Here is a 25,029-nt window from a genome sequence, read left to right as displayed (position 1 = left end):
ATATGTTACCTTGGATTGTCGTGTTAGCCATACTAGGCTTAATTCTGGTTTTTGCAGAAATGCTTATTCCTGGGTTTGGTGTCTTTGGAGTTTTTGGTATTCTTTCATTATTATGCTCCACAATTATGGCGGCAAAAATCTATGGAGTCATCGTATTTATGATTTTGCTTATAGCATTGGTTGCTCTATTTTTTATAATGTTGATGATTGCTAAAAAAAGCGGATTGTATAACAAAGTGGTTCTGTATGACCGTCTGGAATCAAAGGATTTCGATGAAACCAGACTTGAAGGACTAATTGGGAAAATTGGTGTTACCCAAACTACACTGAGACCCTATGGTGTTGCTGAAATTGATGAAAATAACTATGATGTTTGCTCTTTAGGAGATTTTATTGACAAAGGAAAAAGAGTTAAGGTTGTTCAAATTTCAGGTAAGACAGTGACTGTAAAGGAATGGGAAGAATAAAAGAGAATAAGGAGGAACGATAAATGTTTGATTTAATACCGGTGGTCATGCCACTCATTGTCATTATTGTTATCATCATGATTTTTTTAAGCTTTGTGCCCTTAGGTTTATGGATTTCTGCGGTTTCTGCGGGTGTTAAAGTAGGAATTTTTTCATTAATTGGTATGCGTCTTCGTCGTGTTCGTGCGGATAAAATTATTCGCCCCTTAATCAAAGCGCAAAAAGCTGGCATGGATGTAAATGCAAATCAGTTGGAATCTCACTTGCTATCTGGTGGACGTGTGGACAATGTTGTGGATGCATTGATTGCAGCACACAGAGCCAATCTTGATCTTTCGTTTGAAAGAGCCGCAGCCATTGATTTGGCGGGACGTAACGTTTTTGAGGCTGTTCGTATGAGTGTAACACCCAAAATTATTGAAACTCCATGGATTTCCGCAGTAGCGATAGATGGCATCGAAGTAAAGGTAGTTGCAAAAGTAACTGTTCGTACCAATCTTGCCAGATTGGTCGGCGGTGCTGGGGAAGAAACCATTATTGCAAGAGTTGGTGAAGGTATTGTTACTACAGTTGGCTCTTCCCAAAGTCACAAGAGTGTTTTGGAAAATCCAGATTTAATTTCCAGAACTGTCTTGTCAAAAGGATTGGACAATGGAACTGCTTTTGAAATTTTATCAATCGATATTGCTGATGTAGATATTGGTAGAAATATTGGTGCTCACTTGCAGATTCAGCAGGCTGAGGCGGACAAACAAATTGCCCAGGCGAAGGCTGAGGAACGTCGTGCAACGGCTATTGCAAAAGAGCAAGAAATGAAGGCAGAAGTTGAGCATATGAAATCCAAGGTTGTTGAGGCTGAGGCACAAGTGCCTATGGCATTAGCAGAAGCATTACGCAATGGCAACTTAGGGGTTATGGATTATTACCGTATGCAAAATATTCAATCAGATACTAATATGAAAAATAATATTGGAACGACAGATATCGGCAAAATGTTTAAGTCCCAAAATGATCCTACTACGAAATCATAAGTTAAAAAGACAGTGTAAGAAAGACCGCCTTTGAAGGACGGTCTTTCTTTTAACTTTTAAATAGAGGAAATTGTCTTGGCAAGAATGTATTCTAACCTGAATAGTAGGGTGAAATGCGTAAGGAAGCTAATTTAGGAATAAGGCGGTTTTTAAATGTCGGTACGACAATAATTATAAGGATGAAATAATAGGAGAAGGAGGGTCTCTATGTCAAGGAGCCTTGATGATTTATTGGAAAAAACTTTAGCCATAGAAGAATCTATGCTGGAAAAAATACAACGAAAAAATATCAAACACAATTTCACTAGGCTTGACGAATTGAAGAAAGAGTTGGAAAATAAGATTCCCGAAAAAATGATAGATACATTGAACAAAGGTTTTAATAAGGCATTTCAACTAATTTTTACCAAAGGGATTGGGATTATAGAAAAAACATTTCGGGAAGACGAGTTGGAACTGGCTTTTAGAGTTAATGATTTTAGAATAAACCAAAGGCCTGATAAAAAGTCATTAAGGCTTCTGGAGAAAGAAATAAAAAAAGAACAGAGCTTTAATACCTGTGTAACATTGGCCGAAGGAATAAGCTTAGGGGCGATCGGAATTGGCTTGCCGGATATCCCACTTTTCCTTGGTGTTCTTTTAAAAGGTATTTACGAAACTGCAATTGGATATGGTTTTAATTATAAAGAAGAAAAAGAACAAATTCTCATTTTAAAAATGATTACAGCCGCTTTATGTACTGATGAAGAGATAAAGAAGTTAAATGATAGCGTTGAATTTTGGATCGTGCATATGAATGAGAGCCAAATTATTTATGATTTTGAAGAAGAAATACAAAAAGCATCAATCGCACTCTCTAAGGCATTACTATTATCGAAATTTGTTCAAGGTTTTTTTGTGCTTGGCATTGTTGGCGGCATGGTCAACCCATTTGTTTATCATAAAATTATGAAATATGTGTCTCTAAAATATAAAAAAAGATATCTGATTCAAAAAAGATTAGGTATAAAAAACGAAAGATAATCCATACTATGATTGCGAGGATATTCCTCGATCAATAAAGATTGAAATGAAATTAAGGAGGTCATTAACTATGGAAAAGAGAACAAATAAAGAATCAGAAAAAGCACAAAAAGGTATGAACAGAACCGAATTTGCTCAGGAATACAGCATCGATACTGGTTCTCAAACAAACAGTAAATGTGATAAGACAAACAAAACAAACAAGACTAACAAATCAAGCAACACAAACTAAAGATAAGCAATAAGTTTTTTGAAAATCCCTTCTTGTATAAGGAAGGGATTTTCTTAGTAATAATTACATTGATTAAGATTTTATTGTAGGAAATGTTGATATTACCAGCATTTGACGGATTAACAATAAATTATTTAAAAAATGTCGAAAAAGGTGTTGACAAGATTGAAAAACAGTGTATAATAAATAACTGTCACTGCCGATTGAAAGCATTGAGATAGAAAAAAAGCAGTCAATTCTAAGGAACAAAAAATGTCAAATAGAAATAAAAAATTGGAAAAAAAATTCTTGACAAAAGGAATTGCTTCTGATAAACTAATCTTCGCTGACAACGAAATATGACAGCAACAAAGAATTACTTGATCCTTGAAAACTAAACAGTAGAGATACAAACACACAACCCATAGTCAATTCAGCTTTTTCCGCTTTGCGGAACAAGCAAAAGAAGACAAAGAGTTTGCCGATTTCGAAAAAATCGGAAGTAAGCCAGACATTAAGACTGGCAGGACAAAACTTTAATATAAGAGTTTGATCCTGGCTCAGGATGAACGCTGGCGGCGTGCTTAACACATGCAAGTCGAGCGGAAATATGCAATCGGAGAGCTTCGGCAGGAAGATTACATATTTTAGCGGCGGACGGGTGAGTAACGTGTGGGCAACCTGCCCTGTACTGTGGAATAATCACTGGAAACGGTGACTAATACCGCATGTCATTGCGAGAGGGCATCCTCTTGCAAGAAAAGGATTTATTCGGTACAGGATGGGCCCGCATCTGATTAGCTAGTTGGTGAGATAACAGCCCACCAAGGCAACGATCAGTAGCCGACCTGAGAGGGTGATCGGCCACATTGGGACTGAGACACGGCCCAAACTCCTACGGGAGGCAGCAGTGGGGAATATTGCACAATGGGCGAAAGCCTGATGCAGCAACGCCGCGTGAAGGAAGAAGGGTTTCGGCTCGTAAACTTCTATCAACAGGGACGAAAAAAATGACGGTACCTGAATAAGAAGCCCCGGCTAACTACGTGCCAGCAGCCGCGGTAATACGTAGGGGGCAAGCGTTATCCGGAATTACTGGGTGTAAAGGGAGAGTAGGCGGCATGGTAAGTTAGATGTGAAAGCCCGAGGCTTAACCTCGGGATTGCATTTAAAACTATCAAGCTAGAGTACAGGAGAGGTAAGTGGAATTCCTAGTGTAGCGGTGAAATGCGTAGATATTAGGAAGAACACCAGTGGCGAAGGCGACTTACTGGACTGAAACTGACGCTGAGGCTCGAAAGCGTGGGGAGCGAACAGGATTAGATACCCTGGTAGTCCACGCCGTAAACGATGAGTGCTAGGTGTCGGGGGGGAACCCTCGGTGCCGCAGCTAACGCAATAAGCACTCCACCTGGGGAGTACGATCGCAAGATTGAAACTCAAAGGAATTGACGGGGGCCCGCACAAGCGGTGGAGCATGTGGTTTAATTCGAAGCAACGCGAAGAACCTTACCAAGGCTTGACATCCCTCTGACCGGTGTAGAGATACACCTTCTCTTCGGAGCAGAGGTGACAGGTGGTGCATGGTTGTCGTCAGCTCGTGTCGTGAGATGTTGGGTTAAGTCCCGCAACGAGCGCAACCCCTATTCTTAGTAGCCATCATTCAGTTGGGCACTCTAGGGAGACTGCCGTGGATAACACGGAGGAAGGTGGGGATGACGTCAAATCATCATGCCCCTTATGTCTTGGGCTACACACGTGCTACAATGGCTGGTAACAAAGTGACGCAAAACGGCGACGTCGAGCAAATCACAAAAACCCAGTCCCAGTTCGGATTGTAGTCTGCAACTCGACTACATGAAGCTGGAATCGCTAGTAATCGCGAATCAGAATGTCGCGGTGAATACGTTCCCGGGCCTTGTACACACCGCCCGTCACACCATGGGAGTTGGAAGCACCCGAAGTCGGTGACCTGACCGTAAGGAAGGAGCCGCCGAAGGTGAAGCCAGCGACTGGGGTGAAGTCGTAACAAGGTAGCCGTATCGGAAGGTGCGGCTGGATCACCTCCTTTCTATGGAGTATTGGTTGTTAATGTATACTACTGTTTGGTTTTGAAGGATCAAACCTTCAATGCTGCACCTTGAAAACTGAATACAAGAAAAAAGAGTCAATCGAGAAAAAGTAAAATTTTTTTAGAAATAAAAGTAATAAACGTTGGCAGACGATGCCAACAAAACCGTAGTATCGCTACTACGAAACATTCCAAAGAACAAGCTATTGTTTTGAATTTATTCAAAGCAAAAAACTGGTCAAGCAAGAAAGAGCACAAGGAGAATGCCTTGGCACTAGGAGCCGATGAAAGACGTGATAAGCTGCGATAAGCTTCGGGGAGGCGCAAATAGCCATCGATCCGGAGATTTCTGAATGGGGAAACCTACTTGAGCAAACCTCAAGTATCCATACGTAAATACATAGCGTATGGAAGGGAACGCTGTGAACTGAAACATCTAAGTAGCAGCAGGAGGAGAAAGAAAACTCGATTTCCTAAGTAGCGGCGAGCGAAAGGGAAAGAGGCCAAACCGAAGGACCTAGTTCTTCGGGGTTGCGGACTGTATAAGGTATTGGCAAGAGATAGTCGAACTGTTTTGGGAAAGCAGACCAAAGACGGTGAAAGTCCGGTAGACGAAATTTTGAGCCAGCTGACAGAATCCAGAGTACCACGGGACACGAGAAACCCTGTGGGAAGCCGGGGGGACCACCCCCCAAGCCTAAATACTCCCTAGTGACCGATAGTGAAGCAGTACTGTGAAGGAAAGGTGAAAAGAACCCCGGGAGGGGAGTGAAAGAGAACCTGAAACCTTGTGCTTACAAACAGTCAGAGGGCTTTGTGCCTGATGGCGTACTTTTTGTAGAACGGTCCGGCGAGTTACTAATGCTAGCAAGGTTAAGTGGTCAGAAGCCACGGAGCCGAAGGGAAACCAAGTCTGAATAGGGCGTATAGTTAGTATTAGTAGACCCGAAACCGGGTGACCTATCCATGTCCAGGTTGAAGGAGCCGTAAAAGGCTTTGGAGGACCGAACACACATCTGTTGAAAAAGGTGGTGATGAGGTGTGGATAGCGGAGAAATTCCAATCGAACTCGGAGATAGCTGGTTCTCCTCGAAATAGCTTTAGGGCTAGCCTCGAGAGGAGTCTAACGGAGGTAAAGCACTGAACTGACGCGGGGCCCAAAAAGGTTACCAACTCATATCAAACTAAGAATGCCGTAGAGATACCCTCGGGAGTCAGTCTGCGTGAGATAAGTCGCGTGGACAAAAGGGAAAGAGCCCAGACCGACAGCTAAGGTCCCAAAGTACGTGTTAAGTGGAAAAGGATGTGGGATTTCATAGACAACTAGGATGTTGGCTTAGAAGCAGCCACTCATTTAAAGAGTGCGTAATAGCTCACTAGTCGAGAAAACCTGCGCCGAAAATGTAACGGGGCTAAAACACGTCACCGAAGCTACGGATTTCCTACGAAGAGTAGGAAGTGGTAGAGGAGCATCCTGCAAGGACGAAGCCAAAGTGAAAACAATGGTGGACGAAACAGGAGAGAGAATGCCGGAATGAGTAGCGAGATACATGTGAGAAACATGTAGGCCGAATATCTAAGGTTTCCTGAGTAAAGCTAATCTTCTCAGGGTTAGTCGGGGCCTAAGGCGAGGACGAAAGTCGTAGTCGATGGACAACAGGTTGATATTCCTGTACTACGTATAATCAGAACTGTGGGGACGCAGGAGGATAGGAAAACCGGGGAATGGAAATACCCGGCTAAGCACAAAGTCAAGGGAGATAGGCAAATCCGTTTTCTGATGATGAAGTGCGATGGGGACTGAAAAAAAGTAGGGAAGTTTCCGAATCCACACTGCCAAGAAAAGCCGCTATTGTATTATACGTACCCGTACCGTAAACCGACACAGGTAGATGAGGAGAAAATCCACAGGCCGACGGGAGAAGTGTTGTTAAGGAACTCGGCAAAATAACCCCGTAACTTAGGGATAAGGGGAGCCACGAAAGTGGCCGCAGAAAAGAGGCTCAAGCGACTGTTTAGCAAAAACATAGGTCTATGCGAAACCGTAAGGTGATGTATATGGGCTGACACCTGCCCGGTGCTGGAAGGTTAAGAGGAGAGGTTAGCGTAAGCGAAGCTTTGAATTCAAGCCCCAGTAAACGGCGGCCGTAACTATAACGGTCCTAAGGTAGCGAAATTCCTTGTCAGGTAAGTTCTGACCCGCACGAAAGGTGTAACGATTTGAGCACTGTCTCGACAACACGCCCGGTGAAATTGAAGAACCAGTGAAGATACTGGTTACCCGCAACAGGACGGAAAGACCCCATGGAGCTTTACTGCAGCCTGATACTGGGATTCGATGATATATGTACAGGATAGGAGGGAGGCTATGAAGCCAGGACGCTAGTCTTGGTGGAGCCGCCGGTGGGATACCTCTCTTATGTCATTGGATTTCTAACCCATGTCCATTATCTGGATAGGGGACAATGTCAGGCGGGCAGTTTGACTGGGGCGGTCGCCTCCTAAAAGGTAACGGAGGCGCTCGAAGGTCACCTCAGAATGATTGGAAACCATTCAAAGAGTGTAAAGGCAAAAGGTGGCTTGACTGCGACAGCGACGGCTGGAGCAGGTACGAAAGTAGGACTTAGTGATCCGGTGGTAATAAGTGGGAATGCCATCGCTCAACGGATAAAAGCTACCCTGGGGATAACAGGCTTATCTCCCCCAAGAGTTCACATCGACGGGGAGGTTTGGCACCTCGATGTCGGCTCATCGCATCCTGGGGCTGAAGTAGGTCCCAAGGGTTGGGCTGTTCGCCCATTAAAGCGGTACGCGAGCTGGGTTCAGAACGTCGTGAGACAGTTCGGTCCCTATCCGTTGTGGGCGCTGGAAATTTGAGAGGAGCTGTCCTTAGTACGAGAGGACCGGGATGGACGTACCTCTGGTGTACCGGTTGCAGACCAACTGCACAGCCGGGTAGCTATGTATGGAACGGATAAACGCTGAAGGCATCTAAGCGTGAAGCCGCCCTCAAGATAAGATTTCCCATTCTTCGGAAGTAAGGTCCCTTGAAGATAACGAGGTAGATAGGTTGGAGGTGTAAGCATGGTAACATGTTCAGCTGACCAATACTAATAGACCGAGGGCTTGACCAATAATTCGATTGATGATATAATGTTTCTTGTGTTCAGTTTTGAAGGTGTAGAGATATACCTTGATAATCCTCGTTAGCTCAGCGGTAGAGCATCCGGCTGTTAACCGGAGGGTCGTTGGTTCGAATCCAACACGGGGAGTAAATGGTCCGTTGGTCAAGGGGTTAAGACACCGCCCTTTCACGGCGGTAACGCGGGTTCGAATCCCGCACGGATCATTCTAGATTTTCGGTGATGATGCGCTCAGGGGACACACCCGTTCCCATTCCGAACACGTCGGTTAAGACCTGAGCGGTCGATGATACTTGGTGGGAAGCTGCCTGGGAAAGTAGATGGTTGCCGAAATCTATATTAAGCCGATGTGGCTCAATTGGCAGAGCAGCTGACTTGTAATCAGCAGGTTATCGGTTCGAGTCCGATCATCGGCTTAAATTTTTAACTGAGCGCAGTATTTTGGGTCTTTAGCTCAGTTGGTTAGAGCATCCGGCTCATAACCGGACGGTCCCGGGTTCAAGTCCCTGAAGACCCATTTAATTTAATATGGCTTAGTAGCTCAGTTGGTTAGAGCGCCGGCCTGTCACGCCGGAGGTCGAGGGTTCGAGCCCCTTCTGAGTCGTTTATGGGAGTTTAGCTCAGCTGGGAGAGCATCTGCCTTACAAGCAGAGGGTCACAGGTTCGAGCCCTGTAACTCCCATTTTATTACAAAAAAATTAATATGTGGCGGAGTAGCTCAGTTGGCTAGAGCATGCGGTTCATACCCGCAGTGTCGGGGGTTCAAATCCCTCCTCCGCTATGTCTTATTGCATCCTAAAGCAGGGGTGCTTTTTTGTTTTCAATTTTAAATTTATATAGGCATAATGAAATAAATAGGTTATAATAATTCCATATTTAAATAGTATGATTTAATATTATTTTTTATTTTGAAAGTAAAACCCGGTATTTTAATAACGGTTTTATCAAAATTAATTATTTGTAATAACAATAATAAATAAGGAGGCTAATAGCATGAAGGTATTAATGGTTAACGGAAGCTCAAACTTGAAAGGCTGCACTTTTACAGCATTAACAGAAGTAGGCATGGCTTTGGAGAAACAAGGAATTGACTATGAAATTTTTCAACTAGGCCCAAAACCTATCAGAGATTGTATTGGATGTGGCAAGTGCCACGAAGGAAAATGTATTTTTAACGATGATGACGTAAACAGATTTGTAGAAATGGCTCAAGAGGCAGATGGTTTTATTTTTGGTTCGCCCGTATATTATGCTCATCCTAGTGGTCGTTTGCTCTCTTTTTTGGATAGAGCCTTTTACTGTTCAACCACTTCCCCTAAAAACCCATTTAACTTTAAACCAGCAGCAGCTGTTGTTTCTGCTAGGAGAGGTGGCACTACAGCATCATTTGACGTAATTAATAAATATTTTACCATTGCAATGATGCCTATAGTAGCTTCAAGTTATTGGAATATGGTGCATGGTAATTCTCCCGAAGAGGTTAAGCAGGATGCAGAGGGACTGCAGACCATGAGAAATATCGGGGTAAATATGGCATGGATGTTAAAAAATATTGAGGCTGGTAAGAATAGTGGAGTTTCGTTGCCTGAGGTTGAGCGGACACATAGAACAAATTTCATTCGATAATGAAGGTTAATCCAGTAATTTTCACATTCTTGACAGAATGATAAGGTCAGGGTATAGTAGGGTAATAGAATTAAAAAATTACGTAGGATAGTAGAATTATTTACATCCAAGCATATTTTAAAAGAGAGGTAAAAAAATGCGGATTGGCTCTGGATATGATGTGCATAAATTGGTTAAGAATCGTAAACTGATTCTTGGTGGATTAGAAATTCCTTTTGAAAAGGGTCTTTTAGGGCATTCAGATGCTGATGTCTTATTACATGCTATTATGGATGCGCTTTTGGGTGCAGCAGCATTAGGAGATATTGGAAGGCATTTTCCCGATACGAAGGAAGAATATAAAGGTGCTGATAGTGTAAAGCTTCTTTCCAGAGTTTTATACTTGATTTCTGAAAAGGGATATTGTATAATTAACATCGACGCAACGATTATTGCTCAGAAACCAAAATTGGCGCCCTATCTTCCAGAAATGTGTGAAATAATTGCAAAAACTCTGGAAATAAATAGAAGCCAAGTGAATGTAAAAGCAACAACGGAAGAAGGTTTGGGTTTTACTGGAGCAGGCGAGGGTATTGCCGCTACGGCAGTTTGCCTATTACAGCAAAAGTGAATAAGAAAAAGGTTATGATGGAAAAGAGTAATTCTTTTCTTGCCTAACAGAGAGTAGCGACCTTGGTGAAAGGTGATGAGATTTGAAATCGTGTATGCATGGTTTTATCTGTCAACATCTTGAGATACTTGGGTGGGAGTCGCTTATAGGTGGGGGAGAATGAAGTGCGTTCCTGAACTGAGCAGGCGAATTTTTAGTAGTCTGTATCCGGTGACAACGTTACAGTCCGAAAGAGAGATGGTGATGGCCGTCTAATTAAAGTGGAACCGCGGAGAATATATAGCTTCGTCTTTATTTGTATAAGGACGAAGTTTTTTTATTTCTTGTTTTTTTATAATCCAACGTTAAAAAATGAGTTGTTGACTATAAATTGCTTTGTGAATGAGGTTATCTTAAAAATAGGAGGAATTATTATGTTAAAGGATGCAATTAGAGTTATTAAAGAAAAAGACCCCGCAATTAAAAGCAGTATTGAGGTTTTTTTATATCCCAGTTTTTGGGCTGTAATAAATCACCGTATTGCCCATGCACTTTACAAAAAAAATAAATATTTTTTAGCAAGATTGGTTTCACAGTTTTCCCGTTTTATTACAGGCATTGAGATTCATCCCGGTGCAACCATTGGCAAGAATTTTTTTATCGACCATGGTATGGGTATTGTAATTGGCGAAACAGCGGAAATTGGCGATAATGTAATGCTGTATCATGGGGTGACTTTAGGTGGTACAGGAAAAGATAAAAATAAGCGGCACCCAACTGTGGAAGATAATGTTATGATAGGTGCAGGTACTATTGTTTTGGGTCCAGTTACAATTGGTAAAAATTCAAAAATTGGTGCAGGCTCTGTGGTGATTCAAGATATTCCGGAGAATGTAACTGCGGTTGGTTCACCAGTTATGGTGGTTAGAAAAGATGGCATGCGTATTTCACCCGTTGCTCCTGAGGAGTTAACAGGATGCAAAAGAAGAGCGGTATAAATCTTTATATTCCTGTGGAAAATATAAGTATTTTTTAAGAATATATGATATAATTGCAAAATAGAGGTAATAATTTTCAGGAGCTTTACTGAATTCATTTTTCATTGGAGAAGGAGCTTTTTGAGATGTGCTTGTACAGAATGTTCTTAATATATTTATATTTCGAAATAAATGATTAGAAAGGATGAATCACATATGAAGGTTTATAATACCCTAACCAGACAAAAGGAAGAATTTGTCCCCCTGGAGGAAGGCAAAGTAAAAATGTATGTTTGTGGTCCTACAGTGTATGATTATATTCATATTGGTAATGCACGACCTTATGTTGTTTTTGACACAGTAAGACGTTATTTGGAGTATAAGGGCTATGAAGTAACATATGTACAGAATTTTACGGATGTGGATGATAAAATCATTAACCGTGCGAATAAAGAAAACAGTACGATGCAGGAGATATCCAATCGATATATTCAAGAAGCTTTTCATGATGCTGATGGCTTGAATGTAAAAAGAGCTACCGTTCACCCTCGTGTAACCGAGGAAATGGACTTAATCATTGAAATGGTAAAAGACCTGATTGATAAAGGCTTTGCTTATGAAGATAAGGGTACTGTTTACTATAATACAAAGAAATTTCCTGAATATGGAAAGTTATCACGTAAAAATTTGGATGAACTGATTGCCGGCGGCAGTGAACGTGTTTCAGTAGATGATGCCAAGAAAAACCCTACAGATTTCGTCCTTTGGAAACCCAAAAAAGAGGGTGAGCCCAGTTGGACCTCACCTTGGGGAGAAGGCAGACCTGGTTGGCACATTGAATGCTCTGTTATGGCAAAGCACCATTTGGGTGAGCACATTGATATTCATGCTGGTGGTGAAGATTTGGTTTTCCCTCATCATGAAAACGAAATCGCTCAGAGTGAAGCATGCAATGGCTGCCAGTTTGCAAAATATTGGCTGCACAATGGCTTTATCACTGTTGACAACGAGAAAATGTCTAAGTCATTAGGTAACTTCTTTACGGTAAGAGATATCGCTGCACAGTTCCCATATGAAGTGATCCGTTTCTTTATCTTAAATGGCCATTATAGAAGCCCCATCAACTTCAGTCGAGATTTAATGCAGGCTTGCCAGAATGGTCTGGAACGCATTAAAAACGCTAGAAAAGAGCTTGCATTCTTTATCGAAAATGCCCCTGTGGGAACCATGAGCGAAGAAGAAAAGAGCCAAGTGAAGGATTTAGAAAGCTATAAAGATCAATTTGAAGCTGCCATGGATGATGACTTTAATACTGCTGATGCGGTTTCCGTAATTTATGAATTGGTTCGTTTTAGCAATATTGCTGTTAAAGCAGGTGCTTCCAAGGAGTATGCTTCAAAAATTCAAGATATGCTGGATCACTTATGTCGTGTATTGGGCATTGCGGAATTGAGCGAAGATAGTATTTCTGATGAGGAAACAGCAAAAATTGAAGCATTGATTGCAAAAAGAAATGAAGCCAAGAAGGCCAAAGACTTCTCCGCAGCCGATGCAATTAGGGAAGAATTAACAGCCATGGGAATTACTATTAAGGATACTCGTCAGGGTGTACAGTGGTTTAGAGGTTAAATATGGATTTACAAGAACTTGATTTAATTTTAGGTGGTACAGGGAAGATTGATCCTAAAGGAATGTCGCCCCTAGGTCTTGCTTATATAGGGGATGCGGTTTACGAGATGTTTGTCCGATTGACGGTATTAACAGACGGAAATGCGCCGGTAAATCGTTTACACAAAAAAGCAAAAGATTTGGTCAATGCCAAGGCACAAGCCCAGATGTATTTTCGCATTGCAGAGGATTTGACAGAGGAAGAAGCTTCTGTTTTTCGTCGTGGTCGTAATGCAAAGTCGTTTACGACACCCAAAAATGCAGATTTAATGGATTATCGTCATGCCACAGGTCTTGAGGCATTATTCGGATATTTGTATTTAAAAGGTGAAAAACAACGGGCAATGAGCTTGTTTTCTTTGGGCATGGCAGATATAATAGAAAAATAGGATGAAAGATAAGCCGAAGGAGGGAGAGAAACCTGTTCCTTCGGCTTTCTATAACATTGTGATGTGATTCGTGGGTTGAGTAGGACCCCAATTTAAAAAAATTTTTTTCAATAGATAGGTATTTGGCTTAGAAAAAATGGAGGCATTTTTGTGGATAAAATAGAAAGAGAAATTAACGAAAATCAAGTAGAAGGCAGAAATGCTGTGCTGGAAGTATTAAAAAGTGGCAGAGATATGGAAAAGCTTTTGGTATTAAAGGGGAATCTAGAGGGAACAATTAAGCGCATTATTGCTATGGCAACAGAAAAAGGTGTAGTGATTCAGGAGGTAAGCCGGCAGAAGCTGGACGAGCTTTCCCAAACGAAAAATCATCAAGGTATTATTGCTTTGGTTTCTGCTCATGAATATGTTGAGGTGGAGGATATTTTGGCGATTGCCAGAAAAAAACAGGAAGACCCTTTTATTTTGTTATTGGATGGTATTACGGATCCACATAATTTAGGGGCAATTTTGCGTACAGCAGAATGTGCAGGAGTACATGGTGTAATTATTCCAAAACGCCGTTCTGTAGGGTTAAATGCCACAGTAGGCAAGACTTCCGCAGGTGCCATTGAATACATTCCTGTAGCCAGAGTAACCAATATTGTCAAGACTATGGAAAAGCTGAAAAAAGAAGGTTTGTGGATTGCCTGTGCGGATATGAAAGGCTTAGACCACTTTGATACCAACATGAAGGGGCCATTGGCCTTGGTAATTGGTAGTGAAGGAGAAGGCGTAAGTCGTCTGGTTCGGGAAAATTGCGATTTTACTGCCTCTATTCCCATGTATGGGCAGATTTCTTCTTTAAATGCATCTGTAGCAGCAGGTCTTTTAATGTATGAAGTTGTACGACAAAGAAAATACACTAAAGAATAAAGTATTTGGTAATTCTAATAATAAAATAATATTTATAATGTAAATAGTGGTTTTGCAAATTGCGACAAAATATGTTACTCTATTGTGTATATCACTGCAGAATGGAGGGGGCGCTTTTGCATAAGGAATTCTTATTGGTTGATGGCTATAATATTATTCATGCTTGGGATGATTTAAAAGAACTAGCTCTAGATGTAAGCTTGGAAAGTGCAAGGCAAAAGCTTATGGATATCCTCTCGAATTATAAAGGGGTAAAAAACACAACTATTATTTTAGTTTTTGATGGCTATTTGGTGAAAGGGAATATTGGGTCTGTGAATCCATATCAAAATATATTTGTTGTTTATACCAAAGAGGCGGAAACGGCGGATCATTATATAGAAAGAGTCGTTACTGCCATGCCAAAGCATTACAGAGTTCGGGTGGCCACAGGGGATGGACTTGAGCAGCTCATTATCTATGGGCAAGGTGCCACAAGAATGACGGCAAAAGAGCTAAGAATGGAAATTCAAGCAGAAACAGATTACTTGAGGGAGCGGTTTATTGAAAATAGACCGCCCAAAAATAATTTGCTAGCAGATCATCTTGACCGGGAGGCGTTGGAATGGATAGAAGCGTTGCGGAGAACAAAATAGAAGAAGGAAAAGGCGCGGCTCAAGCCCCAGAGTCGAGCACGATTAGGTTTGGGGCATTTAAAGATGAAGATGTGGTAACAATGGCTCAGCAGGGAAATGCACAAGCAGAGGAATATTTAATGGATAAATTTAAGCCTCTGGTGAAAGCAAGGTCAAGGGCGTATTTTTTAATTGGAGCAGATAGTGAGGATATTATTCAAGAAGGGATGATTGGCCTCTATAAAGCCGTTCGTGATTTTAATGTGGAACGAAATACGTCATTCTGTGGCTTTGCGGAGCTATGTGTGAACCGCCAGATGATTACGGCAATTAAGGCTGCAACGCGATACAAGCATCAACCTCTTAATTCTTATATATCTTTGAATAAACCAGTTTTTGACGATGATTCAGATCAGACCTATATTGATTTATTGCAAGAAGGGGAGCTGTTAAATCCTGAAGCATTATTTATTGGACAAGAAAACAAGGATTTTATTGAATCCCAGATGGTGAAAAATTTAAGTGGTTTTGAAACCAAGGTATTAGCCCTCTATTTGCAAGGCAGAAGTTATTTTGAAATCGCAAAAAGCTTAAAAAAGAATGAGAAATCCATTGATAATGCACTGCAAAGGGTAAAAAAGAAAATGGAACGTTTTTTGGAGCAAAATAGTATTGACGAAACAAAGACAATGTGATAATATATACAGGCTGACGAAATATTTTTCGTGGCTATGCTGATATGGCTCAGTAGGTAGAGCGTCGCCTTGGTAAGGCGGAGGTCACGGGTTCGAATCCCGTTATCAGCTGTCTAGAACCCCCGTAAATCGGGGGTTATTTTTTTGCGTGTGATTTCTGCATACTTGGTCTATGCATTCAGTATATCATAAAAAATTGTGGTATCTATGTTTTATCTTATATAGGGTTATATCGAAATCGCATAATACATTGAAAAAAATAGCTTTTTTCCAAGTTTGGGGAGCTGTTATAATGAATGCAATATTTAAGAACAGAATTCCAATGTGGTATATGGTGTGACTTTAGGCTTATCCCCTTGATTCATCTAAAAAGTTGCCTTTTATTTGGGCTGTTATATTGAGATTTATCTTTTGATAAAGGGTATAATAATTTATTATTTATATGAAGTTATGAGGTGAAATTTTGAAAAAGAAATATACAATTGGAGAGACAGCTGCCTTATTGGGAATTTCTACACAAACATTACGTTATTATGATAAAATTTGTCTGCTTTCTCCAGGATTTACCGATGAAAACACAGGGTATCGATATTATTACTATCAACAATTTCACTTTCTTGATCGTATTAGATATCTTCAAAGCTTTGGGATGCCCCTAGAGGACATTAGAAAAATTATTCACAGCGGCAGTGTGGATTTATTGCTGCCTTATTTGAGGAAAAAAAGAGAGGATGCCTTACAGGAACTAAAAGAAATGGAAGAGCGCATTAAGGATATTGAATGGTATATTGACTATTTTACCTATATGAATAAAGGTGAAAACATAGATAATTTATATAAAATTCAGAAGGAAGAACGATATATTTTAAGCGTTCCTTGCTATTATAAAGAACAACTGGCTCAGATGGAAATACGGTTGGCTGCGGCAAAAAGCAAAAACGAATACACGCAAACAAAGTTTAGAAGGCAATATGGATATAAGATAGATTTGGATGCGCTATTTAAGAAAGAATTTTATCCCAGAGAGTATTTTGTTTATTTTAGAGGAAAGCCGGATTTAGATAGAACACTGTATGACGTAATACCCGCAGGAGAATATTTATGTTTCCAAACACAAGCATTATCTGAAAATTGGGATATTAATATGCTTACCAAATATTTCGAACACAAACCAAAACCCAAGCTGGTTCTTGCTATGGAATTTGAAGATAACTTAGTGGATTATGCTGATGCTCAATATGAAATCCAGATACTTCTTTAGTAATAAGTAATAATTGACCTTATAGTAGGTATAAGAATTACGATTTTATTACTGATTATTTAAGAAAGTGGTGGATAACTTGTTGAAAGAAAATACAGAAATCCTTTATAAAGGTACGGAGGATAGAGAGGGGTCGCTTCATCCTGAAACGCCGGCGATATATCCTTCCTCGGCATATATCATTAAAGATACAAGAGATTATGATTTTGCCAATAATGGTGGAAAATATTTTTACAATAGAACCGCGAACCCCAATCGAGATGGATTAGCAGAAGCAATTTCCTATTTGGAAAATGGTGAAAGCACGTTAGTATGCTCCTCAGGGATGGGAGCTATTTCCACAACCCTGCTGGGCTTGTTAAAATGTGGAGACCATGCCGTTTTCAATAAAAGCATCTATGGTGAAACAATCGAATTAATTGAGATTTTGAGAGGCTTTGGCGTTCATGTTTCTTTAGTGGATTTTACAAATATTAAAGAATTTGAAAATGCCATGAAAGAAAGTACTAAAATAGTCTATACAGAAATTATTGCAAATCCGCTGACTCTGGTGGTTGACATTGAAAAGATCAGCAAAATCGCCCATTCCTTTGGTGCAACGGTAGTTGTGGATAGCACCTTTACTACACCTTTTGTAATTAAACCCCTTGATTTTGGTGCAGACATAGTCATTCACAGTTTAACAAAATTCTTTGGCGGGCACAGTGATGTGACTGGTGGATCAATTACTGCGAGCAATGAAATAATCAAAAAATTGAAACAAAGTTACTTATTGCTGGGAGCTTCTTTGGATGCAAACTCGGCATGGCTTTTACAAAGAAGTATTAAAACCATGGGATTAAGAATGAGAGCACAATTGGATAATGCGGTTCTTGTGGCAGAGGCATTAAGCAAGAATCCTCACATTCAGTGCGTTTACCATCCCAGCTTGGAAAATCATCCTCAGCATGCATTAGCAAGCCAAATTTTTTCCTATGGATTTGGTGCCATGATAAGCTTTTCCGTAGAGAATAACAGAGAAAAAGTGGATGAATTCATTCGCCGACTGAAAGTAATTAAGTATTTAGGTACACTAGGTGGAATTAGAACGACATTAGCTCACCCTGCAACAGCCTTTCGGAATGAGTTTACAGAGGAGGAGTTGACAAAAATGGGTATTCATGAAGGACTCATTCGAATTTCAACTGGCGCGGAAGATGTGGGGGATTTAATCGAAGATCTAAACCAAGCTCTAGAAGTATTTAACAAGGCACAATAAGGCATAATATAGTTTTATAAAATCGGAGGGGATTTTACAAGATGGAAAGAATCTTGGAAGTTTTATGGGCAATTTCAGATTTTCTATGGGGAACACCCATGACTGTCGCATTGGTAGGAACAGGAATTTATTTAACAATTAAATTTAGATTTGCTTACATAACAAAAATAAGGTTTCATTTTAAAAACACATTCGGAAAAATGTTTAAAGGTGGTGAAGGAGAAGGAACAGTCTCTGGATTTGCAGCTGCTTGTACCGCTATGGCCAATACTATTGGTGTTGGTAATATCGGTGGTGTAGCCACTGCCATTACTATGGGTGGCCCCGGTGCGATTTTTTGGATGTGGATGTCCGGCTTGTTGGGTATGAGTACAAAGGCATGTGAAATCATCTTAGGTCAAAGATACAGAGTAAAATATGATAAGTCCATGGATGAGTATCTTTGCGATAGATCATTTGTCATGAAGAATGCCCTTGGATGGAAAACTGGGTCAATCATCTTAGCTGTTTTTGTTTTTGTGTTTGGGCCTTGGACCAATGCGGTTCAGACTGAATCTGTAACCAGCTCTCTTTATGAAGCATTTCAAATTCCTCCCACTATCTCTGTTGCGGTAATCGGACTTACATGCTTTGTAACAATTGCAGGCGGGTTAAAGAGAATCTCTAGTGTTATGGAAAAAGTAGTGCCTTTTATGGCATTGGCTTACATAATATCAGGTATTGGTATTTTAATTATGAATTTTGATGCCGTTCCCGGTGGAGTAGCGCTAATTTTTAAAAGCGCTTTCACACCAATGGCTGGTGTTGGCGGTTTTGCTGGTGCTTCTGTTAGAGATGCCATCAGATATGGTATTGCCCGTGGGCTTTACTCCAATGATGCCGGCACTGGTTATGGCATTGTTGCCCATGCATCAGCGCAGACAGACCATCCGGTTCGTCAGTCCTCTTGGGGCTGGGGCGAAGTTTTCTTAGATACGATTGTTGTTTGTTCCGTAACTGCGTTATCTATCATTTTAACCAATTCCTATATTGATTACCCTGATATTACTAGTGCGCAATTGACTACGGTGGCATTTAAGGTGGCATATGGAAAATTTGGTGGATACTTCATGGCATGTGCCATTTCGGTTTTTGCTTGGACAACCATTATCGGTATGTACTATAGCTGTGCTAAGTCCGTAAATTATGCCCTTGGAGATACTGAGATAAATAAAAAGTTTTCTCCTGTTTACATGGTGTATTTTCTAATCCCTGCTCTTGTTTTTTATAATATCAAGGCAGACATGCTTTGGGCTTTTACAGATATTTTAAGTGCAATGTATGTAATTATTACATTAACATTCATTTATACAAAGCGGAAAGAAATTTTCAGATTATACAATGATTTCTGGAACCGTTTTATTCCGGAACTGAAAGCAGGAAAAAATCCTGAAAGAGTTTCTTATGAAACAATTGAGCACGAAGTAACAAAATAATATTATTTCAAAATGCCTTAAGAGGTTATCTTAAGGCATTTTTCATAGGAGGTCATGATGGACTTAATAAAACGTGCATGGGTTGAAATTTCTATAGAGAACCTAAAATATAATTTTTATAAAATAAAAGAGTTATTAAACGAAAATGTAAAAATAATGGCGGTTCTAAAAGCCAATGGGTATAATTGTGGTGATGTAAGAATTGCTAAGGAATTAACTGCATTAGACGATGAAATCCAATTTGCGGTATCAAATGTAGAGGAAGCAATTCAAATCAGAAAAGGAGGAATTGAGAACCCCATTTTAATTTTGAGCTACACCCCCCCTGAGTATGCCAATTTATTATTAGAATACAATATCACCCAAACCCTAGTATCCTTCGATTATGCGTTGCAGCTGGAAGAAGTGCTTCAGGAGGAAGAACAAAAATTGAAAATACATATCAAACTTGATACAGGTATGGGTAGGATTGGAATCCGCTGTTTTGACGAAAATCTTGATAATGCCATTGCGAAAATTACTAAAATTTGCAATAACAAAACATTCCAGGTGACAGGGTGCTATACGCATATTGCAACTTTCTATGAAAATGACCAAGATTCTCTTGAATACTCTAAACTTCAGTTTGCAAGATTTAAGAAGATTACAGATGAACTGTTGTCAAAAAATAATTATCTTGGAATTTTGCATTGTTTAAATTCTGCGGGAACAGTAAATATGCCGGAAATGCAGTTGGATATGGTGAGAGTGGGAACGTTGATTTACGGCGCATTGCCCGAGATTAACAACCATAGAGGCACGATATTTAAACCAATTGTAACAATCAAATGTCGTATTGGAAAAGTAAGTGATGTAAAAAAAGGGGACTTTATTGGCTACAGCAGAGCATTTTGTGCGGATTCAGATTTAAAGGCGGCTGTATTGACCATTGGTTATTCCGATATTTTGCGCATGGGGTCTGGAAAAGGCTCTGTATTGATTAATGATGTGCTATGCCCTGTGATTGGGGGCGTCTGTATGGATCAAATGGTGGTAGATATATCCCAAGCTGGTGGAGTTAAGGCAGGAGATATTGCTGTGGTGATGGGCCAATCTCGGGAAAAGGAAATAGATTTTGCTGCAATGGCAGAATTTTTAAAATGTGGGGAAGAAGAAGTTTATTGCCACATTACCTATCGTCCGACAAAAATATATGTTTGATTTATAAAAGCCATGGAGCTATTCTCATGGCTTATTTTTAGTACCATAAAAGTGTAAGTGTTAAACACATCATTAGTGCTAAAACATTTGCACTTATTTCTTTATAATAAAGGGAGTAGTTGGTCTGGCGTGGCCTATTTTGGATTTATACATCCGTCACAAAAACCGTCAACCACCCCTTATTATAAGCATTCGATTAAGCAGGTTGAAACTCATAAATGAGCTTTCGTGTAACGAACTAAAATGAATTGTAATAAGTGTGGATGGTAACAACTACAAATATTTTTTGATTTGGAGGGATGGAGTCAATGATTAGTGTTGGAATTGATATTTCAAAAGGAAAGAGTACGGTTTGTATTTTAAAACCATATGGAGAGTTGATTTGTTCACCGTTTGAAATAGAACATACAGAGCAAGGATTATCTGAATTGTCATCTATGCTTTTTAAGATTTAATGAAGACGTTAAAGTTGTAATTGAGGCAACAGGAATCTATCATCTTCCGGTGTTTGATTTTCTGCAAGAACGAGGGATTTTTGTAGCTGTAATAAACCCATTTGAAATGAAACAGTACAGAAGTCAAGGACTTAGGGCAATAAAAACAGATAAGCAGGACTCCATTGCAATAGCAAATTACGGAATTGATTACTGGTTTCGCCTCAAAAAATACGAAATGTCCGAAGGTATTTATCAAGAACTTAAAATATTGGGCAGACAGTATTCACATTATATGAGAATGAGAATAGAGAGTGTACAGTCCTTGACACATTTGTTGGACTATACAATGCCTGGTATAAAAAAATTGTTGAAGGGATGGCAAGATTCAACTGGTAAAGACAAATTATCAGATTTTGTAGAGATGTATTGGCATTTCGATAATATAACAAAACTGTCAGAGATAGATTTCATTAATAATTATTTAGCGTGGGCAAAAGAAAAAGGATACCATCAGAACCATAATAAAGCCGTCAAGATTTATTCCCTGGCACAAGATGGTATCCCTACATTGCCTGCTGAAATGGAATCAACTCAGATTATGATTCAGCAGGCAGTTGGTGTATTGAGGCAAGTCAATACTACCTTGAAGACTATTTTAACACGGATGAAAGAACTCGCCAAGCAGTTGCCAGAATATTCTGTAGTAAGGTCAATGGGGGGAGTTGGAGATGTATTAGCACCAAAATTAATAGCAGAAATTGGTGATATTCGTAGATTTCATAGCAGCAGGGCTTTGATTGCATTTGCAGGAATAGATGCTCCACCATACCAATCAGGGCAATTTATAGGAACGAATCGTAAAATAAGCAAGCGAGGTTCCTCGACGCTAAGAAAAATCGGATATGAAGTGATGAGGGTCTTAAAGACACACAGTGCACCAGCAGACAGCTCTGTTTATTGGTATATTTTGAAAAAAGAATCTGAAGGCAAAGCTAAGAAATTGGCAAAAATTGCAGGTCTCAATAAATTTCTGCGGATATACTATGCACGAGTAAAAGAAGTATATCAATAAAATCAAATCTAGTATTAGAAGACTGGCTGAATGAATCCAGTCTTTTTAGTCATGTGTGAAAAAAGATGGTTTATAAAAAAGGAAACCTGCTAGAAGTCAAATTAACTATTGACTTTTCTTAGCAGGTTTTTATAGAAAAATTACAGAAGCAGGCGCACTTTATCTGTATCTCTTTTAGATACAGAGGTAATAAAAAAGCAAGTGCTAAAAACCCTTGCTTTTTTATTAGGACGATAAAATTAATGTCCCTTATGTTTCTCCTTACGCTTTTGCTGGCGCAATTCGAATTTTCTCTCATTTTCAGCCTCTTTTTCCTTACGGGAGCGGGTCTTTCGATCTTGTTTACCTAGCTCCTGTTGTTGTTTAAGGGCTTGTTGTGCTTTTGTCCCCACCCCTGTGTTTTGCAGTTGGTGTCTAATTTCACGCTGCATACGCTTAGGATTCATGGGTCTTTCTGTAATGCATGGGGCATCCTTAGATGCATAAAACCGAAGATAAGTCCATTTTTTGAGCAGAAAGTCATAAATCTCATAATCCTTTGGCTCTGAGCCAAAGGTAATCTTACACACTTGGTACTCTCCTTGGGTTTCACGCTCATAAACGCCAACCCAAAAGGGGTCCTCAAAAAATACAGTAAATTTCCATACGGTTTTTATCATAGCTTTCCCTCCTGTAAGTTTAAAACATACAAAGAAGGGACAACCAAGGAGGCAGGTTACTGACAGCTTTGCTGCGTCCGGACTACCAACCGGAACTGTGTTTTTATCTTTGTCGTATGATTATAACATAGTGATAAATTTTTTTAAATAATATCTATCTTTCAATTTGCAAAAAAGATATTTTTAAAAATGCTTGATTATGTTTTTTTGTAAATTTTAATAGGTGTACATAAAACGGAAAAGCCAATAGTAGAAAATATAAAGCTTCATAACCCTGCGTTCATTTAACAAGCTTTTTTAGAGAATAGGAATTTGTAGTATGCAAAAGAAAAATATTTCAAAAGTACATTTGGTCTGACAAAATGCAATTTGCATTTTTTGTTGATATTTGTTAAAATAGATTCTATGTAATATGTCTTTTTTATTAGAAAATATGTATTTTTTACTAAGTTATAGTTGCAAATGTAATCTTATATAAATGAATAGAAAAATATTTGGATATTAAATTATTATTTTGTATACAGCTATGCAGTGATAATTTTTAAATATTGTTCAGTCAATGATAAAAATATTATTAAAATTGAATTAAAATCAAGTTTGTATTTTATTTTTATATTATTATATAATAATAAAGTATATCTTATCATAATTTATATATTAAAAATTATGTTTTATACAAACATTTAAGATAGTTATCATTCAAAAGTTTAAGAAGAGAAAGTAAATGGGTGGAAATCAATGCGATATTTACCAATAAAACAAGTGAAAGAAAATTCAATATTGGCCATTCCTGTATATAATGACAGCGGAAGCATTCTTTTAAACGCAAACACCATATTAAAGCAGGCATATTTAAAGAAGTTAGAATTACTTGGATATGTGGGCTTATATATATATGATGACATTTCCAATGGAATTGTTGTGAAAGAATTGCTATCTGAGCAAACCAGAAGAGATACAGTTGCCGCATTGAAATCATTAAACCTAGATTTATGCCGTTTGATGGCTCATTCTATTGTGGATGAATTGCTGGATAAATCAGATGTTTCATATGATATGGTAAATATTGCTGCCTTTGACAATTATACATACATTCATTGTATTAATGTGTCAGTCCTATCGGTTATCGTTGGCATAGGCATGGGCTTAAATTATTCACAATTGAAACACCTTTCCGAAGCGGCACTGTTTCACGATATTGGAAAGGTATCTATCAGTCTGGATATTTTGAATAAAAAGGGCAAGCTGACAGAGGAAGAAATGAATATTATGCGTTGTCATTCTGAAGAAGGCTATAATATGCTGAAAGAAAATTGCATGATTTCTGGTTTGGTAAAAAACGCAGTGCTATCTCATCATGAAAATGAAGATGGAAGCGGATATCCTCGCCAACTATCAGATAAGAATATTCATATCTATGCGAAGATTATCCATGTGTGCGATGTATATGATGCGCTGGTGTCCAATCGTGTTTATAGAAGGGCGATGAATCCGGCGGATGCCCTTGAATATTTGATGTCAAATTGTTATATCATGTTTGATATCGATTGTGTAAAAAAGATTTTGGAATATGTATCACCGTACCCTACGGGAATTTCTGTTGAGCTCTCCAATGGGCAAGAGGCAATCGTGGTTCAGCAAAATACGAAACATTACCTAAGGCCTAAGGTGATGATTACTGCAACCAAGGAGGAAATTGATTTGATGGAGGTTTTCAATTTAACGATATTAAAGATTTTGACTTAGAAAAAAAGCTCCCTGTTACTCGGTTATCAGCAGTTTTAAGTATGCTGAATTGATTAAAGGTAGTTTTTTTATACAGGAACTGACTTTTTTAAATAATATGTAGCTCAAAAAAATTTCCTAAAGCTTAACGCCTATTCTTGTCCGGTTTGCTCCGATACCACTTTGGCGAAGCATTTGAAAGTATCACCGTCTCTTTTCTCTGCATTAGGTATCAGGTTGAAAAAGCAACTGGGAATTTCCTTTAATTTGAGATTTTTAGCAATGCAGGGTGTACAGCCTTGACTGTGATTACTGGGGTGTAAAGGACATGATAAATTCTGGCACGTACAGATTTTATTGAGGGTATCCACGGAATCAACTCCTATTGTCTTTATCATTACATCTATGATACATATTTTTACCTAGGGTGTCCAGAGTAGAATGTGCATGAGTTCGAGAGCATTTAGGAAAAATGATTTACTTGTCTTTTCATAGGGTATAAATTTTTACAGCTTATTTTAAT

The 25,029-nt window shown here is 39.2% G+C and carries 19 protein-coding genes, 8 tRNA genes, 3 rRNA genes, 1 pseudogene and 1 other annotated feature; of the genes and pseudogenes, 29 read left to right on the top strand and 2 right to left on the bottom strand.

Features of this window, described 5'->3' with window-relative positions:
- Positions 1-2 precede the first annotated feature (2 nt).
- The 28 genes and pseudogenes from CPRO_RS11010 (at position 3) to CPRO_RS10880 (ending at position 22,122) form a co-directional block, all read left to right on the top strand.
- Positions 3-467, top strand: a complete 465-nt coding sequence (locus CPRO_RS11010; protein ID WP_066051679.1) for an NfeD family protein — start codon at positions 3-5, stop codon at positions 465-467.
- A gap of 23 nt (positions 468-490) precedes the next feature.
- Positions 491-1,498, top strand: coding sequence for a flotillin-like protein FloA (gene floA / locus CPRO_RS11005; protein WP_066051677.1), 1,008 nt, complete (start codon positions 491-493; stop codon positions 1,496-1,498).
- Between the two features lie 207 nt (positions 1,499-1,705).
- Positions 1,706-2,521, top strand: a complete 816-nt coding sequence (locus CPRO_RS11000; protein WP_066051674.1) for an EcsC family protein — start codon at positions 1,706-1,708, stop codon at positions 2,519-2,521.
- A gap of 70 nt (positions 2,522-2,591) precedes the next feature.
- Complete coding sequence (locus CPRO_RS15395) at positions 2,592-2,753, top strand: hypothetical protein (RefSeq protein WP_157881674.1); 162 nt, start codon at positions 2,592-2,594, stop codon at positions 2,751-2,753.
- A 516-nt stretch (positions 2,754-3,269) separates the two neighbouring features.
- A 16S ribosomal RNA gene (locus CPRO_RS10995) occupies positions 3,270-4,803 on the top strand.
- Between the two features lie 236 nt (positions 4,804-5,039).
- Positions 5,040-7,937 (top strand): 23S ribosomal RNA (locus CPRO_RS10990).
- A 66-nt stretch (positions 7,938-8,003) separates the two neighbouring features.
- Positions 8,004-8,075 (top strand) — tRNA-Asn (locus CPRO_RS10985).
- 5 nt (positions 8,076-8,080) lie between these two features.
- Positions 8,081-8,152 (top strand) — tRNA-Glu (locus CPRO_RS10980).
- Positions 8,153-8,161: 9 nt separating this feature from the next.
- Positions 8,162-8,279: ribosomal RNA gene (gene rrf / locus CPRO_RS10975) — 5S ribosomal RNA — on the top strand.
- Together the 16S, 23S and 5S rRNA genes with 7 tRNA genes alongside form the textbook arrangement of a ribosomal RNA operon.
- 10 nt (positions 8,280-8,289) lie before the next feature.
- Positions 8,290-8,362: transfer RNA gene (locus CPRO_RS10970), tRNA-Thr, on the top strand.
- A 27-nt stretch (positions 8,363-8,389) separates the two neighbouring features.
- Positions 8,390-8,463, top strand: a tRNA-Ile gene (locus CPRO_RS10965).
- Positions 8,464-8,476: 13 nt separating this feature from the next.
- Positions 8,477-8,550 (top strand) — tRNA-Asp (locus CPRO_RS10960).
- Between the two features lie 5 nt (positions 8,551-8,555).
- Positions 8,556-8,628 (top strand) — tRNA-Val (locus CPRO_RS10955).
- A 25-nt stretch (positions 8,629-8,653) separates the two neighbouring features.
- Positions 8,654-8,727: transfer RNA gene (locus CPRO_RS10950), tRNA-Met, on the top strand.
- A gap of 212 nt (positions 8,728-8,939) precedes the next feature.
- Positions 8,940-9,572, top strand: coding sequence for a flavodoxin family protein (locus tag CPRO_RS10945; protein WP_066051671.1), 633 nt, complete (start codon positions 8,940-8,942; stop codon positions 9,570-9,572).
- 136 nt (positions 9,573-9,708) lie between these two features.
- Positions 9,709-10,182 carry a 2-C-methyl-D-erythritol 2,4-cyclodiphosphate synthase gene (gene ispF / locus CPRO_RS10940; RefSeq protein WP_066051668.1) on the top strand — a complete coding sequence of 158 codons (474 nt, stop codon included), beginning with the start codon at positions 9,709-9,711 and terminating at the stop codon, positions 10,180-10,182.
- 5 nt (positions 10,183-10,187) lie between these two features.
- Positions 10,188-10,478 (top strand) — a binding site (T-box leader).
- Between the two features lie 117 nt (positions 10,479-10,595).
- Positions 10,596-11,159, top strand: a complete 564-nt coding sequence (gene epsC, locus CPRO_RS10935) for a serine O-acetyltransferase EpsC (protein WP_066051666.1) — start codon at positions 10,596-10,598, stop codon at positions 11,157-11,159.
- Between the two features lie 195 nt (positions 11,160-11,354).
- Positions 11,355-12,767 carry a cysteine--tRNA ligase gene (cysS, locus tag CPRO_RS10930; RefSeq protein ID WP_066051663.1) on the top strand — a complete coding sequence of 471 codons (1,413 nt, stop codon included), beginning with the start codon at positions 11,355-11,357 and terminating at the stop codon, positions 12,765-12,767.
- A 2-nt stretch (positions 12,768-12,769) separates the two neighbouring features.
- On the top strand, positions 12,770-13,195 hold the full coding sequence (locus CPRO_RS10925) for a Mini-ribonuclease 3 (RefSeq protein ID WP_066051660.1): 426 nt from the start codon (positions 12,770-12,772) through the stop codon (positions 13,193-13,195).
- Between the two features lie 150 nt (positions 13,196-13,345).
- Positions 13,346-14,110 (top strand): 23S rRNA (guanosine(2251)-2'-O)-methyltransferase RlmB, encoded by a 765-nt coding sequence (rlmB, locus tag CPRO_RS10920; protein ID WP_066051657.1) that lies wholly within the window; start codon positions 13,346-13,348, stop codon positions 14,108-14,110.
- Between the two features lie 116 nt (positions 14,111-14,226).
- Entirely contained in the window at positions 14,227-14,745 is a 519-nt protein-coding gene (locus CPRO_RS10915) for an NYN domain-containing protein (protein WP_096348694.1), read from the top strand.
- Entirely contained in the window at positions 14,715-15,419 is a 705-nt protein-coding gene (gene sigH, locus CPRO_RS10910) for an RNA polymerase sporulation sigma factor SigH (RefSeq protein ID WP_082754342.1), read from the top strand. Before CPRO_RS10915 ends, sigH begins: the two co-directional genes overlap by 31 nt.
- A gap of 38 nt (positions 15,420-15,457) precedes the next feature.
- Positions 15,458-15,530 (top strand) — tRNA-Thr (locus CPRO_RS10905).
- A gap of 352 nt (positions 15,531-15,882) precedes the next feature.
- Positions 15,883-16,680 carry a MerR family transcriptional regulator gene (locus CPRO_RS10900; protein ID WP_066051654.1) on the top strand — a complete coding sequence of 266 codons (798 nt, stop codon included), beginning with the start codon at positions 15,883-15,885 and terminating at the stop codon, positions 16,678-16,680.
- An 82-nt stretch (positions 16,681-16,762) separates the two neighbouring features.
- Positions 16,763-17,938: a trans-sulfuration enzyme family protein gene (locus tag CPRO_RS10895; RefSeq protein WP_066051650.1), complete on the top strand. Its 1,176-nt coding sequence runs from the start codon at positions 16,763-16,765 to the stop codon at positions 17,936-17,938.
- Between the two features lie 41 nt (positions 17,939-17,979).
- Positions 17,980-19,413, top strand: coding sequence for an alanine/glycine:cation symporter family protein (locus CPRO_RS10890; RefSeq protein ID WP_066051648.1), 1,434 nt, complete (start codon positions 17,980-17,982; stop codon positions 19,411-19,413).
- A 57-nt stretch (positions 19,414-19,470) separates the two neighbouring features.
- Entirely contained in the window at positions 19,471-20,613 is a 1,143-nt protein-coding gene (gene alr / locus CPRO_RS10885) for an alanine racemase (protein ID WP_066051646.1), read from the top strand.
- Between the two features lie 308 nt (positions 20,614-20,921).
- Positions 20,922-22,122, top strand: a pseudogene (locus tag CPRO_RS10880) (IS110 family RNA-guided transposase).
- A 239-nt stretch (positions 22,123-22,361) separates the two neighbouring features.
- On the opposite strand, the gene CPRO_RS10875 reads toward CPRO_RS10880, so the two are convergent.
- Positions 22,362-22,781: a YjdF family protein gene (locus CPRO_RS10875; protein ID WP_066051643.1), complete on the bottom strand. Its 420-nt coding sequence runs from the start codon at positions 22,779-22,781 to the stop codon at positions 22,362-22,364.
- 738 nt (positions 22,782-23,519) lie between these two features.
- On the opposite strand from CPRO_RS10875, the gene CPRO_RS10870 reads away from it, so the two are divergent.
- Entirely contained in the window at positions 23,520-24,527 is a 1,008-nt protein-coding gene (locus CPRO_RS10870) for an HD-GYP domain-containing protein (RefSeq protein ID WP_066051640.1), read from the top strand.
- Positions 24,528-24,658: 131 nt separating this feature from the next.
- On the opposite strand, the gene CPRO_RS16285 is transcribed toward CPRO_RS10870, so the two are convergent.
- A complete protein-coding gene (locus CPRO_RS16285) occupies positions 24,659-24,904 on the bottom strand; it encodes a DUF6485 family protein (protein ID WP_066051637.1) in 246 nt (81 codons plus the stop codon).
- Positions 24,905-25,029 lie beyond the last annotated feature (125 nt).

Origin of the sequence: Anaerotignum propionicum DSM 1682, from assembly GCF_001561955.1 — a bacterium.
Lineage (GTDB): Bacteria > Bacillota > Clostridia > Lachnospirales > Anaerotignaceae > Chakrabartyella > Chakrabartyella propionicum.
This window is presented reverse-complemented; position numbering and strand designations above follow the sequence as displayed.